This is a genomic window from Stenotrophomonas sp. C-A, assembly GCF_054030835.1.
This window is the reverse complement of sequence record NZ_CM132916.1, coordinates 4,033,662-4,060,263: the sequence shown is the minus strand read 5'-3', so window position 1 is coordinate 4,060,263 and position 26,602 is coordinate 4,033,662. Positions and strand designations below refer to the sequence as shown.

Below are 26,602 nucleotides of genomic sequence, written 5' to 3'. Positions count from 1 at the left end.
TTGTCGCCGGGCCACGCCCGGCGATCACGATGGCGTCTCAATACCCCGCTGCGGTGAACGCATCCAGCACCGCATCGCGCAGCGCATCGGGCAAGGCCTCGATGTCCATCGCGCGATCATCCAGGTGCAGGCTCGGGTCCAGCATGCTGGCGCGTCCCTGGGCCAGCGCCTGCAGCCACAGCAGCACGCAGATCACGAACTCGCGCTCATGGCCCAGCCGCAGCTGGCTGGCGCCGCGTTCGATCACTTCGAACGGGTACCACTCCTGGGCATCGCTGAACGTGCCGCCCTGCTGCAGCACAGCCTGCAATTGATGCAGGTGACGCGGGGCGTCGTCGCCGGCATCGCACAATGCGGCGATCCAGGTCAGTTCGGCCGGGCTGGCGGACAATGCCAGTGACCGGGCCGGTGAGGCGGATGCAACTGCAGCCAGACCTTCCATGTAGGGCCTCGTTCGGTGCGTACCGCTGCGGACTCCCCCGCAGGCAGAGCTTCGAGCCGCGACCGTAAGGCCGACGTGAATGCCGGGCCGTGCCCCCTTGTCAGCCCCGCCTGCCAGCGCCATATCCTGCATGCTGCCCGCCTGCCGGGCCCGTACCCTGGAGATCTGCCGTGACCGTTGCCAACCCCCTGCTCGATTTTTCCGGCCTGCCGCGCTTCGAGGCCATCCGCCCCGAGCACGTGGCGCCGGCGCTGGACGTGCTGCTGGCCGAGGCCGAGGCCGCCGTCAGCGCGGCCGAGCAGGTGCAGCCGGTCACCTGGCAGACCTTCGTTGCCCCGCTGGACGATGCCACCGAGCGGCTGTGGCGCGCCTGGGGCCTGGTCGGCCACCTGCAGGGCGTAGTCAACACCCCGGAACTGCGTGAGGCCTACAACAGCAACCTGCCACGGGTGACCCGCTTCGCCAGCGCGCTGGGCCAGAACCTGGCGTTGTACCGGCAGTACCAGACGCTGGCCGACAGCCCGGAAGCCGCAGGCTTTGACGAATCCCAGCGCAAGGTGCTGGACAACACCCTGCGCGATTTCCGCCTCGGTGGCGCCGAACTGGCGCCGGAGGCGCAGCAGCGCTTCGCGGCAATCAAGGAAGAACTGTCGGCATTGTCGGCGAAGTTCTCGCAGAACGTGCTGGACGCTACCGATGCGTGGTCGCTGATCATCGAGGACGAAGCGCGACTGAAGGGCCTGCCGGAAGATGTGAAGGCCGCCGCGCATGCCGCAGCACAGAAGGATGGCAAGGCCGGCTGGAAACTGACCCTGCAGATGCCGTGCTACCTGCCGGTGCAGACCTGGGGCGAGGACCGCGACCTGCGCGAGATCCTGTACCGCGCCAGTGCGCAGCGCGCATCCGAATTCGGCGACGACGCGCTGGACAACGGCGGCAACATCGACCGCATCCTGGCCCTGCGCGCGGAACTGGCCGCGCTGCTCGGCTTCGGTTCGTATGGTGATTATTCGGTGGCGACCAAGATGGCGCAGGACCCGGCCGAAGTGCTCGGTTTCCTGCGTGACCTGGCTTCGCGCGCCAAACCGTTCGCGGCCAAGGACCGCGCCGAGCTGGAGCAGTTCGCACGCGAGCAACTGGGCATCGACAGCCTGCAGGCCTGGGATCTGGCATTCGCCGCCGACCGCCTGAAGCAAGCGCGCTACAGCTATTCCGAGCAGGAAGTGAAGCAGTACTTCACCGAGCCCAAGGTGCTGGGCGGCCTGTTCTCGGTGATCGAGCAGCTGTACGGCCTGCGCGTGCAGGAAGACAGCGCGCCGGTGTGGCACGAGGATGTGCGCTTCTTCCGTCTGGTCGATGCGCAGGGCGCGCTGGTGGGCCAGTTCTACCTGGACCTGTACGCACGCGAAGGCAAGCGTGGTGGCGCGTGGATGGACGATTGCCGCAACCGCCGCGTGCGCGCGGACGGCAGCGTGCAGACGCCGCTGGTCTACCTGGTGTGCAACTTCGGCCGCGGTGCCAATGGCAAGCCGGCTACCTTCAGCCACAATGAAGTGACCACGCTGTTCCATGAGATGGGCCATGGCCTGCACCAGCTGCTGACCCGCATCGGCGAACTGGGCGTGGCCGGTATCAATGGCGTGGAATGGGATGCAGTGGAGCTGCCCAGCCAGTTCATGGAGAACTTCTGCTGGGAATGGGACCACCTGCAGGCGATGACCGCGCACGTGGACAGTGGCGAGCCGCTGCCACGCGCGCTGTACGAACGCATGCTGGCTGCACGCAACTTCCATAGCGGCATGGCGACCGTGCGCCAGCTGGAGTTCGGCCTGTTCGACATGCTGCTGCACAGCCAGTTCGAACCAGCGCAGGACAGCGTGCTGGCATTGCTGGATCGCGTGCGCGCGGAAGTGGCGGTGAACCACCCGCCGGCCTGGAACCGCTTCCCGCACCAGTTCAGCCACATCTTCGCGGGGGGCTATGCGGCCGGCTACTACAGCTACAAGTGGGCCGAGGTGCTGAGCGCCGATGCCTACGCCGCGTTCGAAGAAGCGCCGCAGGCGCTGGCGGAAACCGGTGCACGCTTCCGCGATGAGATCCTGTCGCGAGGTGGCAGCCGCCCGGCGGCGGAGAACTTCAAGGCCTTCCGTGGGCGCGCGCCGCAGATCGATGCGCTGCTGCGCCATTCGGGCATGGCGTAAACGCAAAAAAAAAAGGGGACGGAGGGGATTAAGTCGTTTGTGCACAAACGACTTAATCCCCTCCGTCCCCTTTTTCTATTCGGCGTAGATCATCTTCCGGGTCATGCCGCCATCCACGATGAAATCCTGGCCGGTGCTGAAACCGGACAGCGACGACAGCAGGTACACCGCCAGTGCACCGATGTCTTCGGGGCGGCCGACCCGGCCGACCGGATGTTGCGCATGGTCGATGGCCGAGTACTCAGGCTCATGGCGCCGTGAGGGTGCCTGCCACGCCGTGGTGCCGATCCAGCCGGGGCTGATGCTGTTCACCCGCACCGCCGGGCCGCTGCTGATCGCCAGCGCATGGGTAAAGGCCACCAGTCCGCCCTTGGCCGCGGCATAGGCTTCGCTATGTGCTTCGGATTGCCAGGCGCGGGTGGAGGCGATGTTGATGATCGCACCGGCAGCGCTGGCGGTCAGCGCGGACAATGCATGCTTGCTGCACAGGAACGCGCCGTGCAGCGAGGACAGCCGGCGCTGCCACTCGTCCCAGTCCATGTCCTGCAGCAGCGTGCCGTGCGGGCCCGCGATCCCCGCGTTGTTGACCAGGCCATCAATGCGGCCGAAACGCTGCAGCGCCACGGCGATGAAGTCGCGCACGCTGGCTTCGTCGGTGATGTCCAGGCGCTGGAACGCGGCGTCATCACCGCGCTGCCATTCCGCCAGGCACGCTTCGCCGGCCTCCACGTCCAGGTCGCCGATCAGCACGCGGCCACCGGCACCGAGCACGGCCTGGGCGATGCCGCGACCGATGCCGTTGGCACCCCCGGTGACAATCACCACCTTGCCCGACAGCGGCGCAGCCGGCCATGCGGCAATCGGCGGCACGCCGCTCATGACAGGTCGTCGCCACGCAGGCGGCGATGCCAACCGTCCACGCCGATGCGGTCCAGGGTCTGGATGTTGCGCTCGACGATCACGTCCGGGTCCGGATAGACGTCCACCGCGCGCGCCACGCTGTCCTCGCGCAGCAGGTGCAGGGTGGGGAAGGGGGCGCGGTTGGTGTAGTTGCTGGCGTCGTCGGCAGCCACGCCCTCGAACTGGTAATCCGGATGGAAGCTGGCCACCTGCAGGATGCCCTGCAGGTCCAGTGCCTCGATCGCCGCGTCGGCGTTGTCGAGGAAGTCGTTGTAATCGAGGAAATCGGTCAGCACCTGCGGATGCACGATCAGCGTGGTATCGATCTGCTCGGCCGGCGTATCGCGCAGCAGCACCAGCTCCTCGGCCAGCTGTTCGACCAGCGCTTCCGGCGTGGTCGCATCGCTGAGCACAATGCGGACCTGGTCCTTCACGTACACCGCCTTGGCGAACGGGCACAGGTTCAGGCCGATGACGATGCGCTCCAGCCACAGGCGGGTGGCGGCGATCGGGTCATCGGTGGGCAGGTGGGAATCGGTCATGGCGGGCACGTCGGCTGGCGGGGCCGCCATTGTAGGCAGTGTGCCGGTGCTGCGCTGTCCACTGTGCAGGAACTGGACAGTGGCGAAGCGGGAAATCCCTGACGATTCAAATCGTTGCGCGCTATCGATGGATGGCCGATTGCCAGCCCGGGGCGACGGGCGTGGAATGGATGCACGACACAGGAGGACACCCATGACTGCATCTTCCCCGTGGCTGCCGGACGCCCTCTGGGCCGGCGCCTTCTTTGATGGCCACTGGCAGGCTGCCCCACAACGGCACCCGGTGATTGAACCGGCCACCGGCCAGCAGCTCGGCGAGATCGGCTTGGCCGACCCGGCGCAGGTCGCGCGTTCGGCCGCCGCCGCGGCGCAGGCCCAGCAGGCGTGGGCGGCGGCGCCCTACGAGCAGCGTGCCGACGTGCTGCGCAAGGCTGCGCGTCTGGCCGAAGAAAACATCGACACCCTGGTCGAGTGGCTGGTGCGCGAAAGCGGCTCGACCCGCCTGAAGGCTGGCTTCGAAGCCAAGGTGACCATCAAGGCACTGCATGAAGCTGCGGCGCTGCCGTCGCGCAGCACGGGTGAGATTCTGCCATCCGAACCGGGCAAGCTGAACCTGGCGCGCCGACGCCCGCTGGGCGTGGTCGGGGTCATCTCGCCGTTCAATTTCCCACTCTACCTGGCGATGCGCGCGGTGGCCCCGGCAATTGCGCTGGGCAACGCCGTGGTCCTCAAGCCGGACCCGCGTACGGCGGTATGTGGCGGCGCGGTGATCGCACGCTTGTTCGAGCAGGCGGGCCTGCCGGCAGGCGTGCTGCACATGCTGCCCGGTGATGGCGCGGCCGGTGCCGCACTGACCAGTGACCCGCACGTGGCGATGATCCAGTTCACCGGTTCCACCGCCGCTGGCCGCAAGGTCGGAGAGGCGGCCGGCAGGCATCTGAAGAAGGTCTCGCTGGAACTGGGCGGCAAGAATTCGTTGATCATCCTTGATGATGCAGACCTGGACCTGGCGGTGGCCAACACCGCGTGGGGCGTCTACCTGCACCAGGGCCAGATCTGCATGGCGACCGGCCGCGTGCTGGTGCACCGGAAGATCCACGACACGTTCCTGCAGAAACTGGTGGCCAAGGCCAATTCGCTGAAGGTGGGCGACCCGGCGCGCGAAGACGTGGCGATCGGCCCGCTGATCAATGCCGGCCAGCGCGACCACGCCGCGCGCGTGGTCGAACAGGCGGTGCAGGCCGGTGCCTCGCTGGAGGCGGGCGGCACCCATCGCGATCTGTTCTTCGCGCCGACGGTGCTTGGCAACGTCTCTGCCGACAATCCGGCGTTCAATGAAGAGATCTTCGCGCCGGTGGCGGTCGTGGTGCCGTTCGACGATGACGACGAAGCCGTGCGCCTGGCCAACGACAGCGAGTACGGGCTGTCGATGGCGATCGTGTCCAGCAACGTCGGCCGCGCGCTGAAGATAGGCGAGCGCCTGCGTACCGGCCTGCTGCACATCAACGACCAGACCGTGAATGACGAGGTGATCAATCCCTTCGGCGGCGTCGGCGCGTCCGGCAACGGCACCAGCATCGGTGGCCCGGCCAACGGCGAGGAGTTCACCCAGTGGCAGTGGTTGACCGTCAAGGGCGAAGCGCCCGCTTACCCGATCTGATCGAAGGAGCCATCACGATGAACGACAACAACGCAACGCGTGAGATCACCGCCGCCGTGGTACGCGGCAAGGAGCAGCCCTTCGTCATCGAGCAGGCGACGCTGCGCGGCCCGCAGGACGACGAGGTGCTGGTGAAGGTGGTGGCCACCGGCCTGTGCCACACCGACCTGATCGTGCGCGATCAGTACTATCCGGTGCCGCTGCCGGCGGTGCTCGGCCATGAGGGTGCGGGCATCGTCGAAGCGGTTGGCCCGAACGTGCGCGACCTCAAGGCGGGGGATCACGTGGTACTGACCTACGGCGCCTGTGGTCACTGCAATCCCTGCCGGGGCGGACACGGTGCCTATTGCAGGGATTTCTTCGCCCTGAATTTCGGTGGCGACGATGGCCACGGCCATACCGCCATCACCGATGCGCAGGGCCAGCCGCTGCACGATCACTTCTTCGCGCAGTCCTCGTTCGCCACCTACGCGCTGGCCCGCGAGATCAATGCGATCAAGGTGCCTGATGACGCACCACTGGAATTGCTGGGCCCGCTGGGGTGCGGCATCCAGACCGGTGCCGGTGCGGTACTCAACTCGCTGCAGGTGCGCTCGGGCAGCAGCTTTGCAAGCTATGGTGCCGGTGCGGTGGGCCTGAGTGCGGTGATGGCGGCCAAGGTGGCCGGCGCCACCACCATCATTGCCATCGACGTGGTGCCTTCGCGCCTGGAGCTTGCGCTGGAACTGGGGGCCACCCACGTGGTCAACAGCCGGGAGACCGATGTGGTCGAGGCGGTGCGCGCGATCACCGGTGGTGGTGCTGACTTCGCGCTGGAATCGACCGGCCGTCCGGACGTGCTGTCCGCCGGCATCGAGGCACTGGGTGGGCTGGGCATGATGGGCGTGGTCGGTGCGCCGAAGCTGGGCACCACCGCCAGTTTCGATGTGAACAACCTGCTGCTCGGCGGGCGCAGCATCCGCGGCATCGTCGAGGGTGACAGCGTGCCGCAGGTGTTCATTCCGCAGCTGGTGACCCTGTTCCAGCAGGGGCGCTTTCCGTTCGACAAGCTGGTGAAGTTCTATCCGTTGGAACAGATCAACCAGGCGGCCGAAGACAGCACGAAGGGAATCACGCTCAAGCCGGTCCTGCGGATCGCGGCGTAAGGGTGGGGTGGGTTTGCAGGGCTGCGCCCTGCACCCGCCGAAGCAATGGCAGCCGCCAGAGCAACAGCAGAAGCTGGATTCCTGAGGTTGGCGGGGTGGGTCCGGTTGCTTTTGGTGGGTGCCGACCGTTGGTCGGCACGGGGTCGGAGCCGTTCTCCAAAGTAAAACGGCTCTGACCCCTTGTTTGAACCGCTGGCGGAAACATTCCGTTGTCGGAACGTAACGTGGCGTTGCCGCAGACGGGTGTACGCTGCCTCCATGATGGCCACGACAGTCGGGCAGCAGCAGTTGGTGGCGGCACGTGCCGCTTTCGCCGAGGGCGATGTGCGCTCATTGGGCGTGTTGCCGCTGCCGCTGCAGCAATCATGGCTGCGTTCGCGCGCGGCGGGCCTGCAACCGGGGCAGGAGCCGGACTATCGGCCGCTGCTGGGGGGCGGACAGCGTCTCCCGCATCCCGACGACCGGCGCCTGGCACGTTGCGTGCAGCCGGAGCTGGAGCAGCTCTGGGCGGCCTTCGGTGGGCGCGGCTGGACGATGTTCTGCGCCAACCGCGACGGCATGGTGATCGCGCAGCAGGCCCACGGCCTGGAAGATGCTCCCTTGCTGCGGCCGATCCAGGTCGGGCGACAGCTGGGCGAGACGGAGATCGGCACCACCGCGCCGGCGGTCAGCCTGGCTGACGATGTGCCGGCACTGGTACGCGGCAACGAACATTACCTGCAGCGGTTCGCGCCGGTGTTCTGCCTGAGCGAGCCACTGCACGATCTCGACGGTCGGGTCTGTGGGGTGATCGACATCACCGGTCTTGGCGAACGCGATCCCGCCCTGCTGCAGGGCTATTTCCGGCAGGCTGCGCTGGCCAGCGAAAATCGCTTGTTCCATAGCCTCACCGACGTGCACCTGCTGGCCGTACAGCATGATCCGCGCTGGCTGGCGTCACCGCTGCAGGGACTGCTGGCGGTGCAGGAGGATGGCCAGCTGCGTGCAGCCAACCGCGTTGCACGGCGCCTGCTGGGCCTGCCACGGCGGGGGCCATTGCCGCTGCTGGATCTGGAGGCGCTGTTTGCTCGCGCCAGTGCGGCGCAACGGCGTCGCCTGCTGCAACCGGGCGCAGCGCATCGGGTCCGGTTGGGCGAGGGTAGTGCGGTGTACCTGCAGCGTCTGCAGGGGCCGCGGGGCGGGGCGCACCGGTCTACTCAGCGGAGCACCCCGGCAGATCCGGTCGCGCCGCTGCTGCGTGACCAGCAGCGTGAGGCCGCGCGCCGCGCGGCCCAGGCCGCTGACGGCAACCTCAGCCTGGCTGCACGCCAGCTGGGGATCTCGCGCACCACGCTGTACAAGCTGCTGCGCGATTGACCGCGTAGTCCGCCGGGCATGACCCGGCGGGGGCATCAGTCGCGGAAGTTGTTGAACTGCAGCGGCAGCTCGAACTTGCCGGCCTTGAGTACGGCAATGGCGTCCTGCAGGTCGTCGCGCTTCTTGCCCTGCACGCGCAGCTTGTCGCCGTTGATCTGGCTTTCCACCTTCAGCTTGGCGTCCTTCAGTGCCGCCGCGATCTTCTTGGCGATCTTCTGCTCGATGCCCTGCTTGACGGTGATCTTCTGCCGGGCCTGGGCCAGGTTGGTCTCGATGTCACCGAACTCCAGGCTGAGCACATCGATGCCGCGCGCGGCCAGGCGTGCACGCAGGATGTCGTTCATCTGCTTGAGCTGGAACTCAGTCGGCGCAGTCTGGTTGATGACATCGCCATCGCGCTCGAACTTGGCGTCCACGCCCTTGAAGTCGAAGCGGGTGGCCAGTTCGCGGTTGGCCTGGTCGATGGCGTTGGTCAGCTCGTGGGTGTCGACTTCGGACACGACGTCGAAGGAAGGCATGGGCGTGGCTCCGCAGAATTCAGTGGCGGTCATTCTATCGCGGCGCCCATGCCCGGCGCCCGGCGGGGCGCGCGGTCGGCGATAATGGGCCATGAACCTGCAACGCTCCCCTTCGCGTGCGGTGGCCTGGATGGTCGCTGCGGTCGCCTGTTTCTCGCTGATGGACGCTGGCATGAAGCAGCTGTCGGCCAGCTATCCCACGCTGGAAGTGACTTTCCTGCGCGGTGCGGCCTCGTTGCCGTTCGTGCTGGTCTGGGTGCTGGTCAGCGCCGGCCCGCGCTCACTGATCCCGCGCCGCTGGGGCCTGCACCTGCTGCGTGGCGGGCTGGGCATGGCGATGATCGGCTGCTTCGTGTTCGCCCTGCGCGACCTGCCGTTGTCCACCGCCTACACCATCTATTTCGTTGCCCCACTGCTGATTGCCGCGCTGTCGGTGCCGTTGCTGGGTGAGCGGGTCGGGCCGCGGCGCTGGGTCGCCATCGGCATCGGCCTGGTGGGCGTGCTGGTGGTGCTGCGGCCGGGCGTGGACGGCTTCATTTCGGTGCCCGGCCTGATGGTGCTGGCGGCGGCAACGGCCTATGCCGTGGCGGCGATCACGGTCAGCCTGCTGACCCGCACCGATACCTCGCAGTCGATGGTGGTCTGGTTCCTGGTGATCATGGCCATCGGTGCCGGGCTGCTGTCCATTCCCGGTTGGGTGCCGCTGCAGCTGGCACATGCCCCGCTGATCGCTGGCATGGGCCTGGCTGGGGCACTGGGCCAGATCGCTCTGACCAAGGCCTTCCAGCTGGGCGAGGCCTCGATGATCGCGCCGTTGGAGTACAGCGGCCTGGTCTGGGTGATCGGCTGGGACCTGGCCTTCTGGGGCCAGCTGCCGGACGGCTATACCTGGGTGGGTGCGGCAATCATCGTGGCCTCGGGGCTGTACCTGCTGCACCGCGAGCGGGTGAACCGGCAGGAACCACCGAAGCCGCTGGATCACCCCTGAGCCTGGAGTGGTGCCGGCCGCCGGCCGGCACTACCGGGGAGGGCGGCGGCTTAGAATCAAAAGGAATAACATTCTGGCCCATGGCGCGGGCGCGCGACCGCCTGCGCTGGTAGGCTGCACGCCCCCTTCCGTCACCCAGCCGGTGAGCCACGCCCGTGATCGAGTTCCAGCGCCTGCACAAATCCTATGCCGTTGCCGGCCGCGCAGTCAGCGCGCTGCAGCCGCTGGACCTGACCATCGAGGCCGGTGAGGTCTTCGGCATCATCGGCCATTCCGGCGCCGGCAAGTCGACCCTGATCCGCATGATCAACCGCCTGGAAGAGCCCAGCGGTGGTCGCCTGCTGATCGGTGGCGAGGATGTCACCGCACTGGATGCGGACGGCCTGCGCGCACTGCGCCGGCGCATCGGCATGATCTTCCAGCACTTCAACCTGCTGTCTTCGCGCACGGTGGCCGGCAATGTCGCCTTCCCGCTGGAGCTGGCCGGCACGCCGAAGGCGGAGATCGACGCGCGCGTGGCCGAGTTGCTGCAGACGGTAGGCCTGGAGGCGCACGCGCAGAAGTACCCGGCACAGCTGTCCGGTGGCCAGAAACAGCGCGTCGGCATTGCGCGTGCGCTGGCAACGCGTCCGCAGATCCTGCTGTGCGACGAGGCGACCAGTGCGCTCGACCCGCAGACCACGGCCTCGGTGCTGTCGCTGCTGTCGAAGATCAACCGCGAGCTGGGCCTGACCATCGTGCTGATCACCCACGAGATGGACGTGATCCGCCGCGTCTGCGACCGCGTCGCCGTGCTCGATGCCGGCCAGATGGTCGAGACCGGACCGGTCACCCGCGTGTTCCTGCACCCGCAGCACCCGACCACGCGCCGTTTCGTCAGCGAATCGGAGCAGGTGGACGAAGGTGCGCTGCACCGCGATTTCGATGCCGTCGGTGGCCGCATCGTGCGCCTGACCTTCCTCGGCGGCGACACCTACGAACCCCTGCTCGGCAGTGTCGCGCGGCAGACCGGGGTCGACTACAACATCCTGTCCGGCCGTATCGACCGGATCAAGGACACCCCGTATGGCCAGCTGGTGGTCGCCCTGGTGGGCGGCGACCAGTCCGCCGCGCAGGCCGCATTCGTGGCCGCCGGCGTGCACGTTGAGGAGCTGCGTCGATGATCATCGCCACTGCCGGCGGATTCTTCCGTCACCTGGATGCGGGCAAGTGGGCCGACATCGGCCAGGCCACCATCGACACCCTGCTGATGCTGCTCGGTTCGCTGCCGCTGACCCTGGCCATCGGCCTGCCCCTGGGCGTGCTGCTGTACCTGTTCGGCGCGCCGCAGATGAAGCGTCGGCCGTTCGCCTATGGCGTGCTGGCGCTGGTGGTGAACCTGCTGCGCTCGGTGCCTTTCATCATCCTGATGATCGTGCTGATCCCGGTCACGTTGTTCCTGATGGGGACGTCGCTGGGTGTACGCGGTGCGATCGTGCCGCTGGTCATCGGTGCTGCACCGTTCTATGCGCGCCTGGTCGAGACCGCGCTGCGTGAAGTCGACCGGGGCGTGATCGAGGCGACCCAGGCGATGGGTGCCACCACCTGGCAGCTGGTCACCTGCGTGCTGCTGCCCGAAGCGCGCCCCGGCCTGATTGCCGGTGCGACGGTCACCACGGTGGCGCTGATTGGTTTCACCGCGATGGGCGGTGCGATCGGCTCCGGTGGCCTTGGCGACCTGGCCTTCCGCGACGGCTACCAGCGCTCGCACACCGACGTGGCCCTGGTCACCGTGGTCCTGTTGCTGATCCTGGTGCAGCTGCTGCAGATGCTCGGCGACCGCCTGGTCGCGCATTACAGCCGCAAATGACGAGGCGCTCCACCCGCATCAGGTAGTGCCGGCCGCTGGCCGGCAGACTCGCGATGCGTCCGGATGTGGCAGGGTTGCCGGCCAGCGGCCGGCACCACCGGAATGTTGGCCCGGAGGCGCTCATAGCGCTTGGCTCTGGACACAGCCGCATCGATCAGGAATCGATATCGCCAGACTGGGACTGGCAGCACATCACGTTCCTTGGTATGTTCCGTTCAACGTAATACGTTTTACGGAATGATCCGTTCATTCCGCTGCAAGCAGACCCGCGCTCTGTTTGAAGGAACCTGCCCCCGCGCCTGGCGCCCGATCCGGCGGGCTGCTGAGCGCAAGCTGCAGTTGCTCGACTCGGCACAGACGTTGGCCTTCCTGCGCAGCCCGCCGGGAAACCGGCTGGAGGCCCTGTCAGGTGATCGAAGGGGGCAATACAGCCTTCGCATCAACGATCAGTGGCGGCTCTGCTTCACCTGGACAGACAACGGTGCCGATGCCGTGGAAATTGTTGACTATCACTGAGGTGCCCGCCATGAAGCGTCCCTACAACGGCATGCGCGCCATCCATCCTGGCGAGGTCCTGCGCGAAGAGTTCCTGATACCGCTGGGGCTGAGCGTGAACGCGCTGGCGAGGGCCCTGGATGTTCCCGCAACGCGGCTGCATGCCATCGTGCATGGCGAACGCGGCATTTCGGCGGACACCGCCGCACGGCTGGCGCGCCATTTCGGTGGGGATGCCGCGTCCTGGCTTGCGATGCAGGCGGCCTACGATCTCAAGACCTTGCCAACGCGCAACGAGATTGAGCGCAGGGTGCAGCCGCGGGCGGCCTGAGGTTCAATCGCGCGGATCCAATGCCCGCAACCACAGGCGCGATCAGCGCACGTTCGGTACTTCGTAACCCAGTTTTCCGACCTGCTCGGGGTGCTGCGGCACGCGCTTGAGCTTGTCGGTGTTCACGCCGTACTCGTCACGCAGGCGCTCGGCCAGCTCCTTGTACAGGGCTTTGTCCATGTCCGGCGTACGCGAAAAGATCCAGGCCATTTCGCGGCCGGGGTAGCCGATCAGCGCCCACGAGTAATCCGGCGCCACTTCCAGCACCCGCGAATGGGTTGGCACGACGCGGTAGAACCAGGTGCGCCAGCCGTGGTTGCCGCTGTCCGGGTCGACGCTGGCGCGGGCACGCACTTCCTGCAGCGGTTCGCCGAAGCCATCACGGTAGCGGTAGGTGATGCCGACCTTGTGCGCGTCGCGCAGCTCGTACTCGTTGACGCTGGCGACATGGCCACGTTCGATGAAGTTCGGCACGCGGCCGATCACATACCAGGTGCCCATGAAGCGCTTCAGGTCGATCGGTGCGTCCAGGGCAGCTGCACCAGAGGCACTGGTACGGGGCGACGGCGGCTCACTGGCGGCCACGGCGGGGCCGGCCAGGGAAAGGGCCAGCAGCGCGGCGCAGAGCGGGCGGATCGAAGTCATGCGGGAGCGGGCTCCAGTGGGCTTGCACGCGCATGGTCGACTGTGTGCACGCGATCCGTCAATGGTGTCGCAACCTGTGAGAAGGGCCTTGCCCAAGCTGTGTTGCATTGTCCACCGGAGAAGCCCCATGAACGCACGTTCCGTTCGTCGCCCTGCAACTGAACGCGTCATCATTGAACGCGCCGATCCACGCCTGCTGCGCAGCGTGCAGCAGGTGGCGCTGGCCGGCCTGGCGCTGGTGCTGGTCTGGCCAGCCGCGCGCGGCAGCAGCGCCTGGCTGGGCTGGCTGCCGATGTGGCTGGTGGGCATGCCGCTGGTGGCCTGGTGGGCGTTGTTGCGCTTCCCGCTGCCTGGGCTGTCGTGGCTGCGGCTGGCCAGGCGTACCGGTGGACAGGCCCGTCGCCGCGCCGGCGGCACGACCCGTGGCCGGCGCAGCCCCGCAGCCACGGCCTGACCTTCGACACGGGGGCGGCCGCGACATTCCGTGCTAGCGTTCCAAGGCTTATGACTGCCTGGAGCTGCAATGTCACGACTCGCTTCCGCCTGCCTGCTGGCCGGCATGATGACCGCTGCCTCGGTGGGGACCGCCGTGGCCGCTGAAGATACCGACCGTTACGCCTGGCTCGAAGACGTCACCGGCGACAAGCCGCTGACCTGGGTCAAGGAACAGAACGCCAAGTCCGAGGCGCGCCTGGCGCAGACCCCGGCCTTCAAGCAGATGGAGACCAGCATCCGCGAGGTGCTCGACTCCGATGCCAAGATTCCCGCCGTGCAGAAGATCGGCGACTACTACTACAACTTCTGGAAGGACCAGCAGCACGAGCGCGGTCTGTGGCGGCGCACCACGCTGGCCGAGTACCGCAAGGCCTCGCCGCAGTGGGAAACCGTGCTCGACCTGGATGCGTTGAACAAGGCCGAGGGCGAGAACTGGGTCTGGCATGGTGCCGACTGCCTGCGCCCGGACTACAGCCGCTGCCTGATCGCGCTGTCGCGTGGCGGTGCGGATGCCGACGTCACCCGCGAGTTCGACCTGGCCAACAAGACCTGGATCAAGGATGGCTTCTTCCGTCCCGAGTCCAAGGGCGGCCTGAACTGGGTCGACCGCGACACCGTGTTTGTCTACACCGACTTCGGTGCCGGCTCGATGACCACGTCGGGCTACCCGCGCGTGGCCAAGCTGTGGAAGCGTGGCACGCCGATGACCTCGGCCACCCTGGTGTACGAAGGCAAGCCGGAAGACATGTACATCGCGGCGATGCACGATGACACCCCGGGCTTCGAGCGCAACCTGGTCAGCCGCACCCTGGCCTTCTACAACAACGAGATCTACCTGCGTGGCGACGATGGCACGCTGACCAAGATCGATGCGCCGAACTCGGCCGAGAAGGGCCTGCACAAGCAGTGGCTGACCCTGGAACTGCGCGACCCGTGGACGGTGGGCGGCAAGACCTATGCCTCCGGTTCGCTGCTGGCCACCAAGCTGGATGATTTCCTGGCCGGCAAGCGCGACTTCGAGGTGCTGTTCACCCCGACCGCGACCACCTCGCTGGCCAGCGCCACCTGGACCAGGAACCATCTGGTCCTGAACGTGCTGGACGACGTCAAGAACCGCCTGTCGGTGCTGACCCCGGGCGCCGATGGCTGGCAGACCAGCCGCTTCGTCGGCGCGCCTGCCTTCGGCACGCTGGGCGTGGCCGCGGTGGACAGCAACGACAGCGACGCTGTTTGGCTGACCGCCACCGACTACCTGACCCCGACCACGCTGGCACTGGCCGAGATCGGGCAGGCGCCGGAAACGCTGAAGACCATGCCGGCCTTCTTCGATGCCAAGGGCAAGGTGATCGAGCAGCACTTCGCCACCAGCAGGGACGGCACCCGCGTGCCGTACTTCGTGGTGCACGACAAGGCGATGAAGCTGGACGGCTCCAACCCGACCCTGCTGTATGGCTACGGTGGTTTCGAGATCTCGCTGACTCCGAACTACTCCGGTGGCATGGGCCGCGCCTGGCTGGAGAAGGGCGGTGTGTACGTGGTCGCCAACATCCGCGGTGGCGGCGAGTACGGCCCGCGCTGGCACCAGGCAGCGCTGAAGCAGAACCGTCACAAGGCCTATGAAGACATGGCCGCGGTGGCGCGCGATCTGGTCAAGCGCAAGATCACCAGTGCCAAGCACCTGGGCGTGCAGGGCGGCAGCAACGGTGGCCTGCTGACCGGCAACATGCTGACCCAGTACCCGGAACTGTTCGGTGCAGTGGTGGTGCAGGTGCCGCTGCTGGACATGAAGCGCTACAGCCATCTGCTGGCCGGTGCATCGTGGATGGCCGAGTACGGCAACCCGGATACAAGCGACTGGGAGTTCATCAAGACCTTCTCGCCGTACCACCTGTTCAACGCCAAGAAGAACTACCCGCCGGTGCTGTTCACCACCTCCACCCGCGATGACCGCGTGCACCCGGGCCACGCCCGCAAGATGGCGGCGAAGATGATCGACGCCGGCAAGGACGTGACCTACTACGAGAACATCGAAGGTGGCCACGGCGGTGCAGCCAACAACGCGCAGGCCGCACACATGTCGGCGCTGGCCTACAGCTTCCTGTGGGAGCGGTTGGGCGGTAAATAAGCAGAACGGAAAACGCCGCCCCAGGGCGGCGTTTTTCGTTGGGTCCGCGCATCTACGTGGCGTAGGGCCAGTAGATCCACGCCATGCGTGGATGCCGTTCGCGCAGATCGATCAGGCGCCCCAGCTCCGCAATCCACGTGCAATCCGCGCCACCGCTTCCTGCAACCGCGGCACTTCCTGGGTATAGGCCAGGCGCACGTGCTGGTTGGCGCGATGGAAGCCGAAATCCAGCCCAGGGGTGAACGCCACGTGCTCGGTTTCCAGGAAGTGCGCGCAGAACGCCTGCGCGTCGTCGGTGAATGCGCTCACATCGGCGTACAGGTAGAACGCACCCTGCGGCTCGACTTCGATGCGGAAGCCCAGTTCGCGCAGTGCAGGCAGCAGGAAATCACGGCGTTGGCGGAACGCTTCACGGCGCTGTTCGAAGATCGCCATCGATTCTTCGCTGAAGCAGGCGAGTGCGGCGTGCTGGGCGATGCTTGACGCGCTGATGTACAGGTTCTGTGCCAGCTTCTCCAGATCGGGCACCGCCGCCGGCGGTGCCACCAGCCAGCCCAGCCGCCAGCCGGTCATGCCGAAGTACTTGGAGAAGCTGTTCAGCACGAACGCGCTGTCGTCCACCTGCAGCACGCTGGGCGCATCCAGGCCGTAGGTCAGGCCGTGATAGATCTCGTCCACCACCAGGTGGCCGCCCCGCGCGTGCAGGGTCTGCGATAGTGCAGCCAGTTCGTCGGCGGAAAGCACGGTGCCGGTCGGGTTGGCCGGCGAGGCGACCAGCGCGCCGACGCTGTCGGTATTCCAGTGCTGTTCCACCAGCGACGGGGTCAGCTGGTAGGCGGTGTCCGGCCCGACCGGCACCAGCTGTGCGCCGCCTTCAACGAGGCGCAGGAAATGGCGGTTGCACGGATAACCGGGGTCGGCCAGCAGCCAGTGGCGACCGGGATCGACCAGCAGGCTGCTGGCCAGCAGCAGCGCACCCGAGCCGCCGGGGGTGACCAGGATGCGTTCGGGATCGATATCCAGCCCGTAATGGCTGCGATAGAAGCCGCTGATCGCCTGGCGCAGGGCCGGCAGGCCACGCGCGGCGGTGTAGCGGGTATGGCCGGCGGCCAGTGCGGCCTGGCCGGCACGCACGACCGGTTCGGCCGTGGTGAAGTCTGGTTCGCCGATTTCCAGGTGGATCACATCGTGGCCGGCCTGTTCCAGCGCCTGTGCGCGGGCCAGCAGGGACATCACGTGGAACGGAGCGATTTCATGGCTGCGCCGGCTGTAGCCCGGCGTGTGGGGCAGGGTACTCATGTGCCCATGGTACGCCGGTCGGCATGACCCATGACGATCCGCAGGGTTGCCGCATTGCAGGGATTGGGGTCAGATCCCTTTTCGGGAAAAGGGATCTGACCCCGCCGAAGACCATTGCATTGATGCGCCTGGAGCCTTATCTCATGAAATCCACCCTCTGCCTGTTGCTTGCCAGCCTGATGACCACCACTGCCACCGCCGCCACTCCGCCCGTTCCGCCGGATGCCGCCAAGCATCCGCATGTGGTCAAGGCGCCGTTCGGCGCGACCCGCAACGATGACTATTACTGGCTGCGCGACGACAAGCGCGAGAACAAGGACATGCTGGCCTACCTGCAGGCCGAGAATGCCTATGCCGACCAGCTGCTGGCGCCGCTGAAGCCGCTGGAAGACACCCTGTACAAGGAGATCGTCGGCCGCATCAAGCAGGACGATTCCAGCGTGCCGGCGCGCGAGCGTGGCTACTGGTACTACAGCCGCTTCGAGACCGGCCAGGACTACCCGATCCACGCGCGCCGCAAGGGCAGCATGGAGGCCGCCGAGGAAATCCTGCTGGACGTCAACACGATGGCTGCCGGCAAGGGCTACTTCAGTGTCGGCTCGATGGAAGTCAGCCAGGACAACCAGCTGCTGGCCTGGGCCGATGATGATGTCGGCCGCCGCCAGTACACGATCCGCTTCAAGGACCTGGCCACCGGCAAGGTGCTGCCCGACGTGATCACCGGCAGCTCCGGCGACCTGGTCTGGGCCGACGACAACCGCACCGTGCTGTACGTCGAGAACGATCCGGAAACGTTGCTGACCGTGCGCGTGAAGAAGCACGTGCTGGGCACCCCGGCCAGCGCCGACACCGTTGTCTACGAAGAGAAGGACGACAGCTTCTACATGGGGATCGGCCGCACCCGCGACGATCGCTTCATCACCATCGGCGTGCACAGCACCGTGTCTTCGGAAGAGCGTTACGCGCCGGCCAGCGACCCGACGAACTTCACCGTGCTGGCGCCGCGCCAGCGCGACGTCGAGTACGACGCCGACCACTACGATGGCCGCTGGGTGATCCGTACCAACGACGGTGCGAAGAACTTCAAGCTGGTCACCGCACCGACCGATGCGGCCTCGCGCGCGCAGTGGAAGGACTGGATCGCGCATGATGATGCGGTGTTCATCGAAGGCTTCGAACTGTTCGATGGCTACACCGCCATTGCCGAACGTTCCGAGGGCCTGGAACGCATCCGCCTGCTGTTCAAGGATGGTCGCAGCGACTACGTGAAGGCCGACGAGCCGGCGTATTCGATGGGCCTGGGCGACAACACCGAGGCCGATACGCCGTGGCTGCGCTACGTCTACACCTCGATGACCACCCCGACCACGGTGTTCGAACTGAATACCGCCACCGGCGAGCGCCGCCAGCTGAAGGTGCAGCCGGTGATCGGCTATGACGCCTCGAAGTACGAAACCGATCGCGTCTGGATCACCGCGCGCGATGGCGTGAAGGTGCCGGTGTCGCTGGTCTACCGCAAGGGCTACCAGAAGGATGGCAAGGGCGCGCTGTTCCAGTACGCCTATGGCAGCTATGGCATGTCGATGGATCCGTACTTCAACCAGACCGCGGTGAGCCTGCTCGACCGTGGCGTGGTGTATGCCATCGCCCATATCCGCGGTGGCCAGGAAATGGGCCGCGACTGGTACGAGAACGGCAAGCTGCTGCACAAGCAGAACACCTTCAACGACTTCATCGACGTCACCCGAGGGCTGGTGGCACAGGGCTGGGCGGCGAAGGATCGCGTCGCCGCGTCCGGTGGCAGCGCCGGTGGCCTGTTGATGGGCGCGGTGGCCAACCAGGCGCCACAGGATTACCGGGTGATGGTGGCGCAGGTGCCGTTCGTCGACGTGGTCACCACCATGCTCGACCCGACCATTCCGCTGACCACCAACGAGTACGACGAGTGGGGCAATCCGGAGCAGAAGCCGTACTACGACTACATGCTGTCCTACTCGCCCTATGACAACGTGAAGCAGCAGGCCTATCCGGCGCTGTTCGTGGGCACCGGCCTGTGGGATTCGCAGGTGCAGTACTGGGAACCGGCCAAGTGGGTGGCCAAGCTGCGTGACGACAACACCGGCCACTACCCGATCCTGTTCCGCACCAACATGGAAGCCGGCCACGGCGGCAAGTCGGGGCGCTTCCAGCGTTACCGCGAGCTGTCCGAGTCGTATGCGTTCGTGCTGCAGCAGCTGGGCATCGCCCAGCCGTGATGGCGACAGGGTGCCGGGCATTGCCTGGCACCCTGAACCGGTATCCTTGCGGCCATGAGCACGCCAGATCCTTCCGCCCCTCGCGACGCCACCACGCCACCGCGCGTGGTGCGTTTCCGCTGGGCGTGGTGGCTGCTGGCGTACGTCAGCCTCGGTACCGGCATCGTCGGCATCTTCGTGCCGGGCCTGCCGACCACCGTATTCATCCTGATCTCGGCGTGGGCCGCCTCGCGCGGCTCCGAGCGCCTGCACACCTGGCTGCTGCAGCATCCACGCTTTGGCCCGGCCATCGCCAACTGGCAGGCGCATGGTGCAGTCAGCCGCTACGGCAAGTGGATGGCCACGATCACCATGGCGGTATGTGCCGGCATCATGTTGTGGTGCGTGCCGATCGCCTGGGTGAAGTGGTTCTCGATCGGCAGCATGACCGTGGTGGCGATCTGGCTGTGGACCCGGCCGCTGCCGCCGCCCGCGGATTGAACCCCTGCGGTGGTGCCGGCCGCTGGCCGGCAACCCGATCCCCTGCACCAACCGCTCAGCCGCCAGTGGCTATACTCGGGGCATGAAGACCCCCCATCGAAACGCCATCCTGATTCCGCTGGCAGCGGCTTCGCTGCTGTTCCTCGCCGCCTGCGGCAACAAGGGCCCGCTGGTACTGCCGCAGAAGCCGGTGCCGGTGGAAGAAACCGTCGAACCGGTTGCCGAGCCCGCGACCGAAGCGACCCCGACCGAGACCCAGGGCAGCGGCACGCCGGCCACGACCGTGGACCCGGCTGCACCGACCACTCAACCGGCGCCTGCGCCTGCGAAGAAGGTGGGCGGCGGGAATGAGTAAGGCCGGTTCCAAGGCGCTGCGCTTCAGCAAGATGCATGGCGCGGGCAATGATTTCGTAGTGATCGACCTGCGTGGCGGCACTGCGCCGCCCACGCCTGAACTGGCCGCGCGCCTGGCCGACCGCCACACTGGCGTCGGCTGCGATCAGATCCTGACCATCGAAGCACCGCGCGCGGAAGGCTCGGTGGCGTCGTACCGCATCTGGAATGCCGATGGTTCCAACTCTGAGCAGTGCGGCAACGGCGCGCGCTGCATCGCGGCCTGGCTGGTGCGCGAAGGCAGTGCGCAGGGCGATGCATTCGTCATCGACAGCCCGTTGGCCAGCCACGAAGTGAAGGTGCTGGGCGAGGGCCAGTTCGCGGTAACCATGGGCGTGCCTGCCTTCGATCCGGCCAACGTGCCGCTGATGGGCTTCGCCCACGCGCGTGAGGAATACCTGCTGCCGTTGCAGGGGGAAAGCGTGCGATTTGCCGCGGTGTCGATGGGCAACCCGCATGCGGTGATCGAAGTGGGCCTGATCGATGCTGCGCCGGTCGAGCGCGTCGGTGCGCTGCTGCAGCAGCATGCATCGTTCCCGCGCTCGGTGAACGTGGGTTTCGCCCAGGTGATGGGCCCGGCGCATGCGCGTCTGCGTGTGAATGAGCGCGGCGTCGGTGAAACCCTGGCTTGTGGCAGCGGTGCCTGTGCCGCTGCGGTGACCCTGATGCAGCGTGGCCGCCTGCAGCGTGACGCGCGCATCAGCCTGCCCGGTGGTGACCTGCGCATCCAGTGGCCGGGCGATGGCCAGCCGGTAGTGATGGCCGGCCCGACCGCATTCGTCTTCGAAGGGGAGTGGATCGCATGACCGAAACCGTCGACAAGCTCGGAGCCCATGAAGTCGCTGCCTGGTTGCGGCGTCATCCGGGCTTCCTCAAGCAGTTCCCGGACCTGGCCCTGACCCTGGTGGTGCCGCGTGACGACGGTCCGACCGCGTCGCTGGCCAGCTACCAGCTGGAAGTGCTGCGCGAGAAGAACCGCGAGCTGGCACGACGGTTGGCCGATCTGGGCGCCACCGCCCAGATCAATGAACGCCTGGCAGTGCGCACGCATCAGCTGACCCTGGCACTGATGAAGCAGGACAACGCCGCCGATACCCTGCGTGCGATGGCCGCCTCGCTGCAGGAAGATTTCGCCGGCGACCTGGTACGGCTGGTGGTGCACACGCCGGTGGCCGGGCTGGAGCAGGCCGACTGGCTGCAGGTGATCGCCGCCGATGATCCGCAGCTGGGCCCGTTCCGCGACTGCCTGAAGGACGGCGAGCCGATCTGCGGCCGCCTGCAGCCGGAAAAGAATGCCGTGCTGTATGGCGTGCGCAGCGAGGAAGTGCAGACCACCGCACTGCTGCCGCTGCCGGGCATGGGCCTGATTGCGGTCGGAAGCCACGACCCGAACCGCTTCTATCCGGGCATGGGCACGCTGTTCCTGCGCATGATGGGCGATGCGTTGGTCGCCGGCCTGAAGCGCTTCCCGGGCTGAGCAGGACACGACGATGAGCGCGGTACAGGCCTTCCTGCAGCACCTGCAGGTGGAACGGCGGATGTCGGCGCATACGCTCGATGCCTACCGCCGCGACCTGGACGCGCTGTCGGTCTGGGCCGAGCCACGTGGTGTAGCGGTGGAGGCGCTTGATGCTGACGCAGTGCGCCAGTTCGTCGCCGATGAGCACCGCCGCGGCCTGTCGGCCAAGAGCCTGCAGCGCCGCTTGTCCGCCTGCCGCAGCTTCTATGCCTGGCTGCTCAAGCACGGGCGCATCGAGGTCAGTCCGGCGGCGACGCTGAAGGCGCCGCGTGCGCCGCGCCGGTTGCCGCAGGTGCTTGACGCCGACGAAGCCGTGCAGCTGGTCGAGCTGGAACCGGAAGGCGAGCTCGGCCGTCGCGACCGCGCGCTGCTGGAACTGTTCTATTCCTCCGGCCTGCGCCTGAGCGAAGTCTGCGCGCTGACCTGGCGCGATCTGGATTTCGACAGCGGCCTGGTCAGCGTGCTGGGCAAGGGCAATCGCCAGCGGCGGGTGCCGTTCGGCAGGCCTGCGCGCGAAGCGCTGCAGGCGTGGCGTGCGGAAAGTGGCGGTGGCCCGGCCTCGCCAGTGTTCCCCGGCCGCAACGGGCCGATCAGCCAACGCGCGGTGCAGATCCGCATCCGCCAGCTGGCGCAGCGCCAGGGCCTGTTCAAGCACGTGCACCCGCACATGCTGCGGCACAGCTTCGCCAGCCATATCCTGGAATCATCCGGTGATCTGCGTGGCGTGCAGGAGCTGCTTGGCCATGCCGACATCGCCACCACCCAGATCTACACCCACCTCGATTTCCAGCACCTGGCCAAGGTCTACGACGCCGCGCATCCACGCGCGAAGCGCCGCAACAAGGGCGACACGGCTGAATAGCCCGCCCTTGATCTGGATCAGGGCAGAGCGGGCGCTACCGGCGCATCGTGGCCGCAGGCCACGAGGAACCCGCCACCATGGCGAAGCCCATTCCGCTGCATCCGAAGCATCCCGAGCGCATCTGCTGGGGCTGCGACCGCTACTGCGCAGCTGACGCACTGGCCTGCGGCAATGGCTCCGGTCGCACCCAGCATCCGATCGAGACGCAGGGCGAAGACTGGTATATCGCCTGGGGCATCGAGCCCAATCCGGATCGGCCATCGCAAGCCAAGCGCTGAACGGCAGCCATCCGCACAGGCTTGATCGCACCCGGCGCTGTCCCCATGTCCCGGGAACAGCTATCGGAGGCCGCATGGACCCCAGTCAGAATCCCAACGTTTTCCACGCCACCACCATCGTCTGCGTCCGTCGCGGCGAGCACGTGGCCATTGCCGGCGACGGCCAGGTCACGCTGGGCCACACCGTGATGAAGGGCAACGCGCGCAAGGTGCGCCGCCTCGGTCGTGATGGCCAGGTGCTGGCCGGCTTCGCCGGTGCCGCCGCCGATGCCTTCACCCTGTTCGAGCTGTTCGAGGCCAAGCTGGAAAAGCACGGCCAGCTGCAGCGCGCTGCGGTCGAACTGGCCAAGGATTGGCGCACCGAGCGCCGCCTGGGCAAGCTCGAGGCCCTGCTGGCAGTGGCCGACAAGGAAACCTCGCTGATCATCAGCGGCACCGGCGATGTGATCGAACCGGAGGACGGCATCATCGCCATCGGTTCCGGTGGTTCCTATGCACTGTCGGCCGCACGCGCGCTGATGGCGCACACCGAACTGGATGCGCGCACCATCGCCAGCGAAGCCATTGGCATTGCCGGCGACATCTGCATCTACACCAACCGCAACGTGGTGGTCGAGGAGCTGTAAGGCCTCCCGATCCGCCGGGCATGGCCCGGCGCTACCGACAACGAATCCGTGAGCACATCCATGTCGAAGATCGAAGTTTCCTCCGCCACCATGACCCCGCGCGAGATCGTGCAGGAACTGGACCGGCACATCGTGGGCCAGCACGACGCCAAGCGCGCCGTGGCCATCGCCCTGCGCAACCGCTGGCGCCGCATGCAGCTGGTGCCGGAGCTGCGCAATGAAGTGATGCCGAAAAACATCCTGATGATTGGCCCGACCGGCGTCGGCAAGACCGAAATCGCGCGCCGCCTGGCCACGCTGGCCAACGCACCGTTCGTGAAGGTTGAAGCCACCCGCTTCACCGAAGTCGGCTACGTCGGCAAGGATGTCGAGCAGATCATCCGTGACCTGGCCGACACGGCCGTCAAGCTGTACCGCGAACAGGCCAAGGTGCGCGTGCGTACCCAGGCCGAAGAACGCGCCGAAGACCGTATCCTCGATGCGCTGCTGCCGCGCCGCAGCGGTGGCATCGGTTTCGATCCGGAAGTCGCCCGCAACGAACCGTCGGCGCAGGACAACGAGACCCGCATCAAGTTCCGCAAGATGCTGCGCAACGGTGAGCTGGATGAGCGCGAGATCGAGCTCGACCTGGCCGCGAACGTGAGCATGGACATCATGACCCCGCCGGGCATGGAGGAAATGGGCCAGCAGCTGAAGTCGATGTTCGCCAATCTGGGCGGCGGCGCCAAGGCGCACAAGCGCACGCTGACCATCAAGGCCGCGCGTCCGCTGCTGGTGGAAGAAGAGGCCGGCAAGCTGGTCAACGAAGACGATATCCGCACGGCGGCGATCGAGGCCTGTGAGCAGCACGGCATCGTCTTCATCGACGAGATCGACAAGGTCGCCAAGCGGGGTGATAACGTGGGCGGTGGCGATGTCTCCCGCGAAGGCGTGCAGCGCGACCTGCTGCCGCTGGTGGAAGGCTCCAACGTGTCCACCAAGTACGGCACGATCAAGACCGACCACATCCTGTTCATCGCCTCCGGGGCGTTCCACCTGGCCAAGCCCAGCGACCTGATTCCGGAGCTGCAGGGTCGTTTCCCGATCCGCGTGGAACTGGGTGCGCTGAGCAAGAACGATTTCGTGCGCATTCTGACCGAGCCGAAGGCCGCGCTGACCAAGCAGTACGAAGCGCTGCTGGCCACCGAGGGCGTCAAGGTCAGCTTCACTGCCGACGCCATTGATCGTCTGGCCGAGATCGCCTTCCAGGTGAACGAGCGCCAGGAGAACATCGGTGCCCGCCGCCTGCATACCGTGCTGGAGCGTCTGCTGGATTCGCTCAGCTACGAGGCACCGGACCGCGACGGCGAAACCCTGGCCATCGACAGTGCTTATGTCGATGCGCACCTGGGTGAGCTGGTGCAGGATCCGGACCTGAGCCGCTACATCCTGTAATGCCCGACTCTGCAAAGCCATGGGGCCGCCGAAAGGCGGCCTTTTTGTTGGCGGTCAGTGCGGGTGCCGGGCGCGGTAGGCCTGCAGTACCTGATCGATCACTGCGCTGGTGCGCGCAGCGCTGATGCCGGTCGACGGTGAGCGCCCGTTGCCGCGCAGCTCGTCCGCGATGGAAGCGATCAACGGCTGCTGGACCGACGGCGGGTTCGGGATATCGAACGCCTGCACGCCCGCTTCGGTCTCCAGAACCACCGGAACGTCCTCGAAGGTGGCAAAGCGCAGCTGCCCGCGGTCGCCGGTGATCTCGATCTCATCCTGGCGGCGGAAGGCGCAGAAACTCCATTGCGAGATGCCGTGCGCCCCCGCCCCGGTGCGGAAGCACATCGAGACGCTGTCCTCGGCGGCGTAGGCGCCGGTCAACGAACTGGCCAGGCCACGCACATCGCTCAGCGGCCCCAAGAGATGGTCGAGCAGGTCCAGGGTATGCGAGCCCAGATCGACGAACAGCCCGCCGCCGGCGATCGCCGGATTGGTCCGCCAGAAGTCCGGCGAGGCGGCATTCGCCGAATGCGGCCGATGCAGGGTGGCGCGCACGCTGCACGGCGTACCGATTGCGCCGCTGTCCAGCAGCTGCTTCACCTGTGCGAAGCGGGGCAGGGCGCGGCGGTAGTAGGCCACGAATACCGGCACGCCGCTGCGCGCGCTGGCCTCCAGCACGCGTTCGCATTCCGCGTGATCCATCGCCATCGGCTTTTCGATGTAGACCGGCTTGCCCGCGGCGATCGCCTGCAGCGCGTACTGCATGTGCGTGGAGGGCGGCGTTGCGACGTACACCGCGTTGACTTCCGGATCGGCGATGAGCGCATCGGCGTCCGCGTACCAGCGGGGAATGGCATGGCGCTGCGCGTAATCCTCGGCCAACGCCGCATTGCGACGCATGACCGCTGCCACGCGTGAGCCGGGTGTGCTGGCCAGGGCGGGGCCGCTCTTCTTCTCGGTGACACTGCCGCATCCGATGAAGCCCCACACCACATTGTCCAGGATCATGGGTCTGTCCTCAGATGGGTGCGGCGGCGGTGGCGGCAGCGCCGCTCACGCTTCCGGCAACGGCTCGGGCACCGTTCCGGGCACGAACACGCCATCCTTCACGTAGGCGGCCAGGGTCATGTCCAGCGCGAGCATGCCGTCGCGCTTGAGGTCCATCAGTTCCGGTTCGACCATCGCGCCGTGCAGCACGCCCAGCACGGTGGCGTGCAGCATGCGTGCGGCGATCTTCGGGTCGGCACTCTCGCGCAGCTGGCCCAGATCGCGGGCGCGGCGCAGGGCGCGCTCCATCCGGTCCAGCGCATCGCGGAAACCGGCCTGCTGCAGTTCGGTCAGCACCCTGGTGTCTGCCGATGCGTCGCTGCGCAGCATGATCTCCATGGTCTTGCGCAGGCGCTCATCTTCGGACAGCTCGATGAACGAATGGATCATCACCGCGCGCAGGTCGTGCACGGGGGTGTCGCGCTGGTCGCTGGAGGTGCGCTCCAGTTCCTGCATGAAGGGCAGATGCACCCGTTCAACGATCGCGGCCAGCACCTCGCTCTTGTTCTTGAAGTGCCAGTAGACCGCGCCGCGGGTGTAGCCGGCGCGGGCACCGATCATCTCCAGCGTGGTACGGGCCACGCCGTGTTCATGGAAGCAGGCTTCGGCGGCGTCAAGGATGCCTTCCCGGGTTGCCTGGGTGTCCTCTTTGGTCTTGCGGGCCATGGGTAGGGTACG

At 66.8% G+C, this 26,602-nt stretch carries 28 protein-coding genes; 20 read left to right on the top strand and 8 right to left on the bottom strand.

Annotated features, from left to right (window positions below; all coding sequences use genetic code 11):
- Positions 1-37 precede the first annotated feature (37 nt).
- The gene (locus ACW5IY_RS18840; RefSeq protein ID WP_049435893.1) at positions 38-442 is read right to left on the bottom strand and encodes a hypothetical protein; all 405 of its coding nucleotides are present in this window, start codon (positions 440-442) and stop codon (positions 38-40) included.
- 170 nt (positions 443-612) lie between these two features.
- Here ACW5IY_RS18840 and ACW5IY_RS18835 point away from each other — a divergent pair, with 170 nt between their 5' ends.
- A complete protein-coding gene (locus ACW5IY_RS18835; protein WP_049435894.1) occupies positions 613-2,643 on the top strand; it encodes a M3 family metallopeptidase in 2,031 nt (676 codons plus the stop codon).
- A gap of 75 nt (positions 2,644-2,718) precedes the next feature.
- Here ACW5IY_RS18835 and ACW5IY_RS18830 read toward each other — a convergent pair whose 3' ends face one another.
- The gene (locus ACW5IY_RS18830) at positions 2,719-3,522 is read right to left on the bottom strand and encodes an SDR family oxidoreductase (protein ID WP_049435895.1); all 804 of its coding nucleotides are present in this window, start codon (positions 3,520-3,522) and stop codon (positions 2,719-2,721) included.
- Positions 3,519-4,085 carry a DUF1415 domain-containing protein gene (locus ACW5IY_RS18825; RefSeq protein WP_049435937.1) on the bottom strand — a complete coding sequence of 189 codons (567 nt, stop codon included), beginning with the start codon at positions 4,083-4,085 and terminating at the stop codon, positions 3,519-3,521. The genes ACW5IY_RS18830 and ACW5IY_RS18825 overlap by 4 nt, the downstream gene beginning before the upstream one ends.
- A gap of 193 nt (positions 4,086-4,278) precedes the next feature.
- Between ACW5IY_RS18825 and ACW5IY_RS18820 the strand changes: the two genes are divergently transcribed.
- The 3 genes from ACW5IY_RS18820 (at position 4,279) to ACW5IY_RS18810 (ending at position 8,246) form a co-directional block, all read left to right on the top strand.
- Positions 4,279-5,745, top strand: a complete 1,467-nt coding sequence (locus ACW5IY_RS18820) for a benzaldehyde dehydrogenase (protein ID WP_049435897.1) — start codon at positions 4,279-4,281, stop codon at positions 5,743-5,745.
- 17 nt (positions 5,746-5,762) lie between these two features.
- The gene (locus ACW5IY_RS18815; protein ID WP_049435899.1) at positions 5,763-6,890 is read left to right on the top strand and encodes an NAD(P)-dependent alcohol dehydrogenase; all 1,128 of its coding nucleotides are present in this window, start codon (positions 5,763-5,765) and stop codon (positions 6,888-6,890) included.
- Between the two features lie 258 nt (positions 6,891-7,148).
- Positions 7,149-8,246: a helix-turn-helix domain-containing protein gene (locus ACW5IY_RS18810; RefSeq protein ID WP_049435900.1), complete on the top strand. Its 1,098-nt coding sequence runs from the start codon at positions 7,149-7,151 to the stop codon at positions 8,244-8,246.
- 35 nt (positions 8,247-8,281) lie between these two features.
- On the opposite strand, the gene ACW5IY_RS18805 is transcribed toward ACW5IY_RS18810, so the two are convergent.
- Positions 8,282-8,764: a YajQ family cyclic di-GMP-binding protein gene (locus tag ACW5IY_RS18805; RefSeq protein WP_006471121.1), complete on the bottom strand. Its 483-nt coding sequence runs from the start codon at positions 8,762-8,764 to the stop codon at positions 8,282-8,284.
- Positions 8,765-8,855: 91 nt separating this feature from the next.
- Here ACW5IY_RS18805 and ACW5IY_RS18800 point away from each other — a divergent pair, with 91 nt between their 5' ends.
- From ACW5IY_RS18800 to ACW5IY_RS18780, 5 genes are all read left to right on the top strand, one after another.
- Positions 8,856-9,752 (top strand): DMT family transporter, encoded by an 897-nt coding sequence (locus tag ACW5IY_RS18800; protein WP_049435902.1) that lies wholly within the window; start codon positions 8,856-8,858, stop codon positions 9,750-9,752.
- 155 nt (positions 9,753-9,907) lie between these two features.
- Positions 9,908-10,915 (top strand): methionine ABC transporter ATP-binding protein, encoded by a 1,008-nt coding sequence (locus ACW5IY_RS18795; RefSeq protein WP_049435903.1) that lies wholly within the window; start codon positions 9,908-9,910, stop codon positions 10,913-10,915.
- The gene (locus ACW5IY_RS18790) at positions 10,912-11,601 is read left to right on the top strand and encodes a methionine ABC transporter permease (protein ID WP_049435904.1); all 690 of its coding nucleotides are present in this window, start codon (positions 10,912-10,914) and stop codon (positions 11,599-11,601) included. The genes ACW5IY_RS18795 and ACW5IY_RS18790 overlap by 4 nt, the downstream gene beginning before the upstream one ends.
- Positions 11,602-11,838: 237 nt before the next feature.
- Positions 11,839-12,117, top strand: a complete 279-nt coding sequence (locus ACW5IY_RS18785; protein WP_049435905.1) for a type II toxin-antitoxin system RelE/ParE family toxin — start codon at positions 11,839-11,841, stop codon at positions 12,115-12,117.
- A gap of 10 nt (positions 12,118-12,127) precedes the next feature.
- On the top strand, positions 12,128-12,427 hold the full coding sequence (locus ACW5IY_RS18780; RefSeq protein WP_049435907.1) for a HigA family addiction module antitoxin: 300 nt from the start codon (positions 12,128-12,130) through the stop codon (positions 12,425-12,427).
- Between the two features lie 42 nt (positions 12,428-12,469).
- On the opposite strand, the gene ACW5IY_RS18775 is transcribed toward ACW5IY_RS18780, so the two are convergent.
- The gene (locus ACW5IY_RS18775) at positions 12,470-13,072 is read right to left on the bottom strand and encodes a lipocalin family protein (protein ID WP_010481371.1); all 603 of its coding nucleotides are present in this window, start codon (positions 13,070-13,072) and stop codon (positions 12,470-12,472) included.
- A 127-nt stretch (positions 13,073-13,199) separates the two neighbouring features.
- On the opposite strand from ACW5IY_RS18775, the gene ACW5IY_RS18770 reads away from it, so the two are divergent.
- Complete coding sequence (locus ACW5IY_RS18770) at positions 13,200-13,526, top strand: hypothetical protein (protein ID WP_049435909.1); 327 nt, start codon at positions 13,200-13,202, stop codon at positions 13,524-13,526.
- Between the two features lie 69 nt (positions 13,527-13,595).
- Positions 13,596-15,692 (top strand): prolyl oligopeptidase family serine peptidase, encoded by a 2,097-nt coding sequence (locus ACW5IY_RS18765; protein WP_049435911.1) that lies wholly within the window; start codon positions 13,596-13,598, stop codon positions 15,690-15,692.
- A 111-nt stretch (positions 15,693-15,803) separates the two neighbouring features.
- Here ACW5IY_RS18765 and ACW5IY_RS18760 read toward each other — a convergent pair whose 3' ends face one another.
- Positions 15,804-16,991 carry a pyridoxal phosphate-dependent aminotransferase gene (locus tag ACW5IY_RS18760; RefSeq protein ID WP_049435913.1) on the bottom strand — a complete coding sequence of 396 codons (1,188 nt, stop codon included), beginning with the start codon at positions 16,989-16,991 and terminating at the stop codon, positions 15,804-15,806.
- A 143-nt stretch (positions 16,992-17,134) separates the two neighbouring features.
- On the opposite strand from ACW5IY_RS18760, the gene ACW5IY_RS18755 reads away from it, so the two are divergent.
- The 9 genes from ACW5IY_RS18755 to hslU all read left to right on the top strand — a co-directional run bounded on the left by ACW5IY_RS18755 (position 17,135) and on the right by hslU (position 24,838).
- Positions 17,135-19,246 (top strand): S9 family peptidase, encoded by a 2,112-nt coding sequence (locus ACW5IY_RS18755; protein ID WP_049435914.1) that lies wholly within the window; start codon positions 17,135-17,137, stop codon positions 19,244-19,246.
- Between the two features lie 54 nt (positions 19,247-19,300).
- Complete coding sequence (locus ACW5IY_RS18750; protein ID WP_049435915.1) at positions 19,301-19,726, top strand: YbaN family protein; 426 nt, start codon at positions 19,301-19,303, stop codon at positions 19,724-19,726.
- Between the two features lie 82 nt (positions 19,727-19,808).
- The gene (gene lptM, locus ACW5IY_RS18745; RefSeq protein WP_019337667.1) at positions 19,809-20,081 is read left to right on the top strand and encodes an LPS translocon maturation chaperone LptM; all 273 of its coding nucleotides are present in this window, start codon (positions 19,809-19,811) and stop codon (positions 20,079-20,081) included.
- Positions 20,074-20,925 carry a diaminopimelate epimerase gene (dapF, locus tag ACW5IY_RS18740; RefSeq protein WP_049435916.1) on the top strand — a complete coding sequence of 284 codons (852 nt, stop codon included), beginning with the start codon at positions 20,074-20,076 and terminating at the stop codon, positions 20,923-20,925. Before lptM ends, dapF begins: the two co-directional genes overlap by 8 nt.
- Complete coding sequence (locus tag ACW5IY_RS18735) at positions 20,922-21,596, top strand: DUF484 family protein (protein WP_049435917.1); 675 nt, start codon at positions 20,922-20,924, stop codon at positions 21,594-21,596. Before dapF ends, ACW5IY_RS18735 begins: the two co-directional genes overlap by 4 nt.
- 13 nt (positions 21,597-21,609) lie before the next feature.
- Positions 21,610-22,500: a tyrosine recombinase XerC gene (gene xerC / locus ACW5IY_RS18730; RefSeq protein WP_049435918.1), complete on the top strand. Its 891-nt coding sequence runs from the start codon at positions 21,610-21,612 to the stop codon at positions 22,498-22,500.
- A gap of 77 nt (positions 22,501-22,577) precedes the next feature.
- Complete coding sequence (locus ACW5IY_RS18725; protein WP_006393300.1) at positions 22,578-22,778, top strand: DUF3079 domain-containing protein; 201 nt, start codon at positions 22,578-22,580, stop codon at positions 22,776-22,778.
- A 74-nt stretch (positions 22,779-22,852) separates the two neighbouring features.
- Positions 22,853-23,404, top strand: coding sequence for an ATP-dependent protease subunit HslV (gene hslV / locus ACW5IY_RS18720; protein ID WP_005411093.1), 552 nt, complete (start codon positions 22,853-22,855; stop codon positions 23,402-23,404).
- 60 nt (positions 23,405-23,464) lie between these two features.
- Positions 23,465-24,838, top strand: coding sequence for an ATP-dependent protease ATPase subunit HslU (gene hslU / locus ACW5IY_RS18715; RefSeq protein WP_019337671.1), 1,374 nt, complete (start codon positions 23,465-23,467; stop codon positions 24,836-24,838).
- Between the two features lie 54 nt (positions 24,839-24,892).
- Here hslU and ACW5IY_RS18710 read toward each other — a convergent pair whose 3' ends face one another.
- Positions 24,893-25,885 carry a Gfo/Idh/MocA family protein gene (locus tag ACW5IY_RS18710; protein ID WP_049435919.1) on the bottom strand — a complete coding sequence of 331 codons (993 nt, stop codon included), beginning with the start codon at positions 25,883-25,885 and terminating at the stop codon, positions 24,893-24,895.
- A gap of 45 nt (positions 25,886-25,930) precedes the next feature.
- Positions 25,931-26,590, bottom strand: coding sequence for an efflux transporter SmeDEF transcriptional repressor SmeT (gene smeT / locus ACW5IY_RS18705; RefSeq protein ID WP_049435920.1), 660 nt, complete (start codon positions 26,588-26,590; stop codon positions 25,931-25,933).
- Positions 26,591-26,602: the final 12 nt, after the last annotated feature.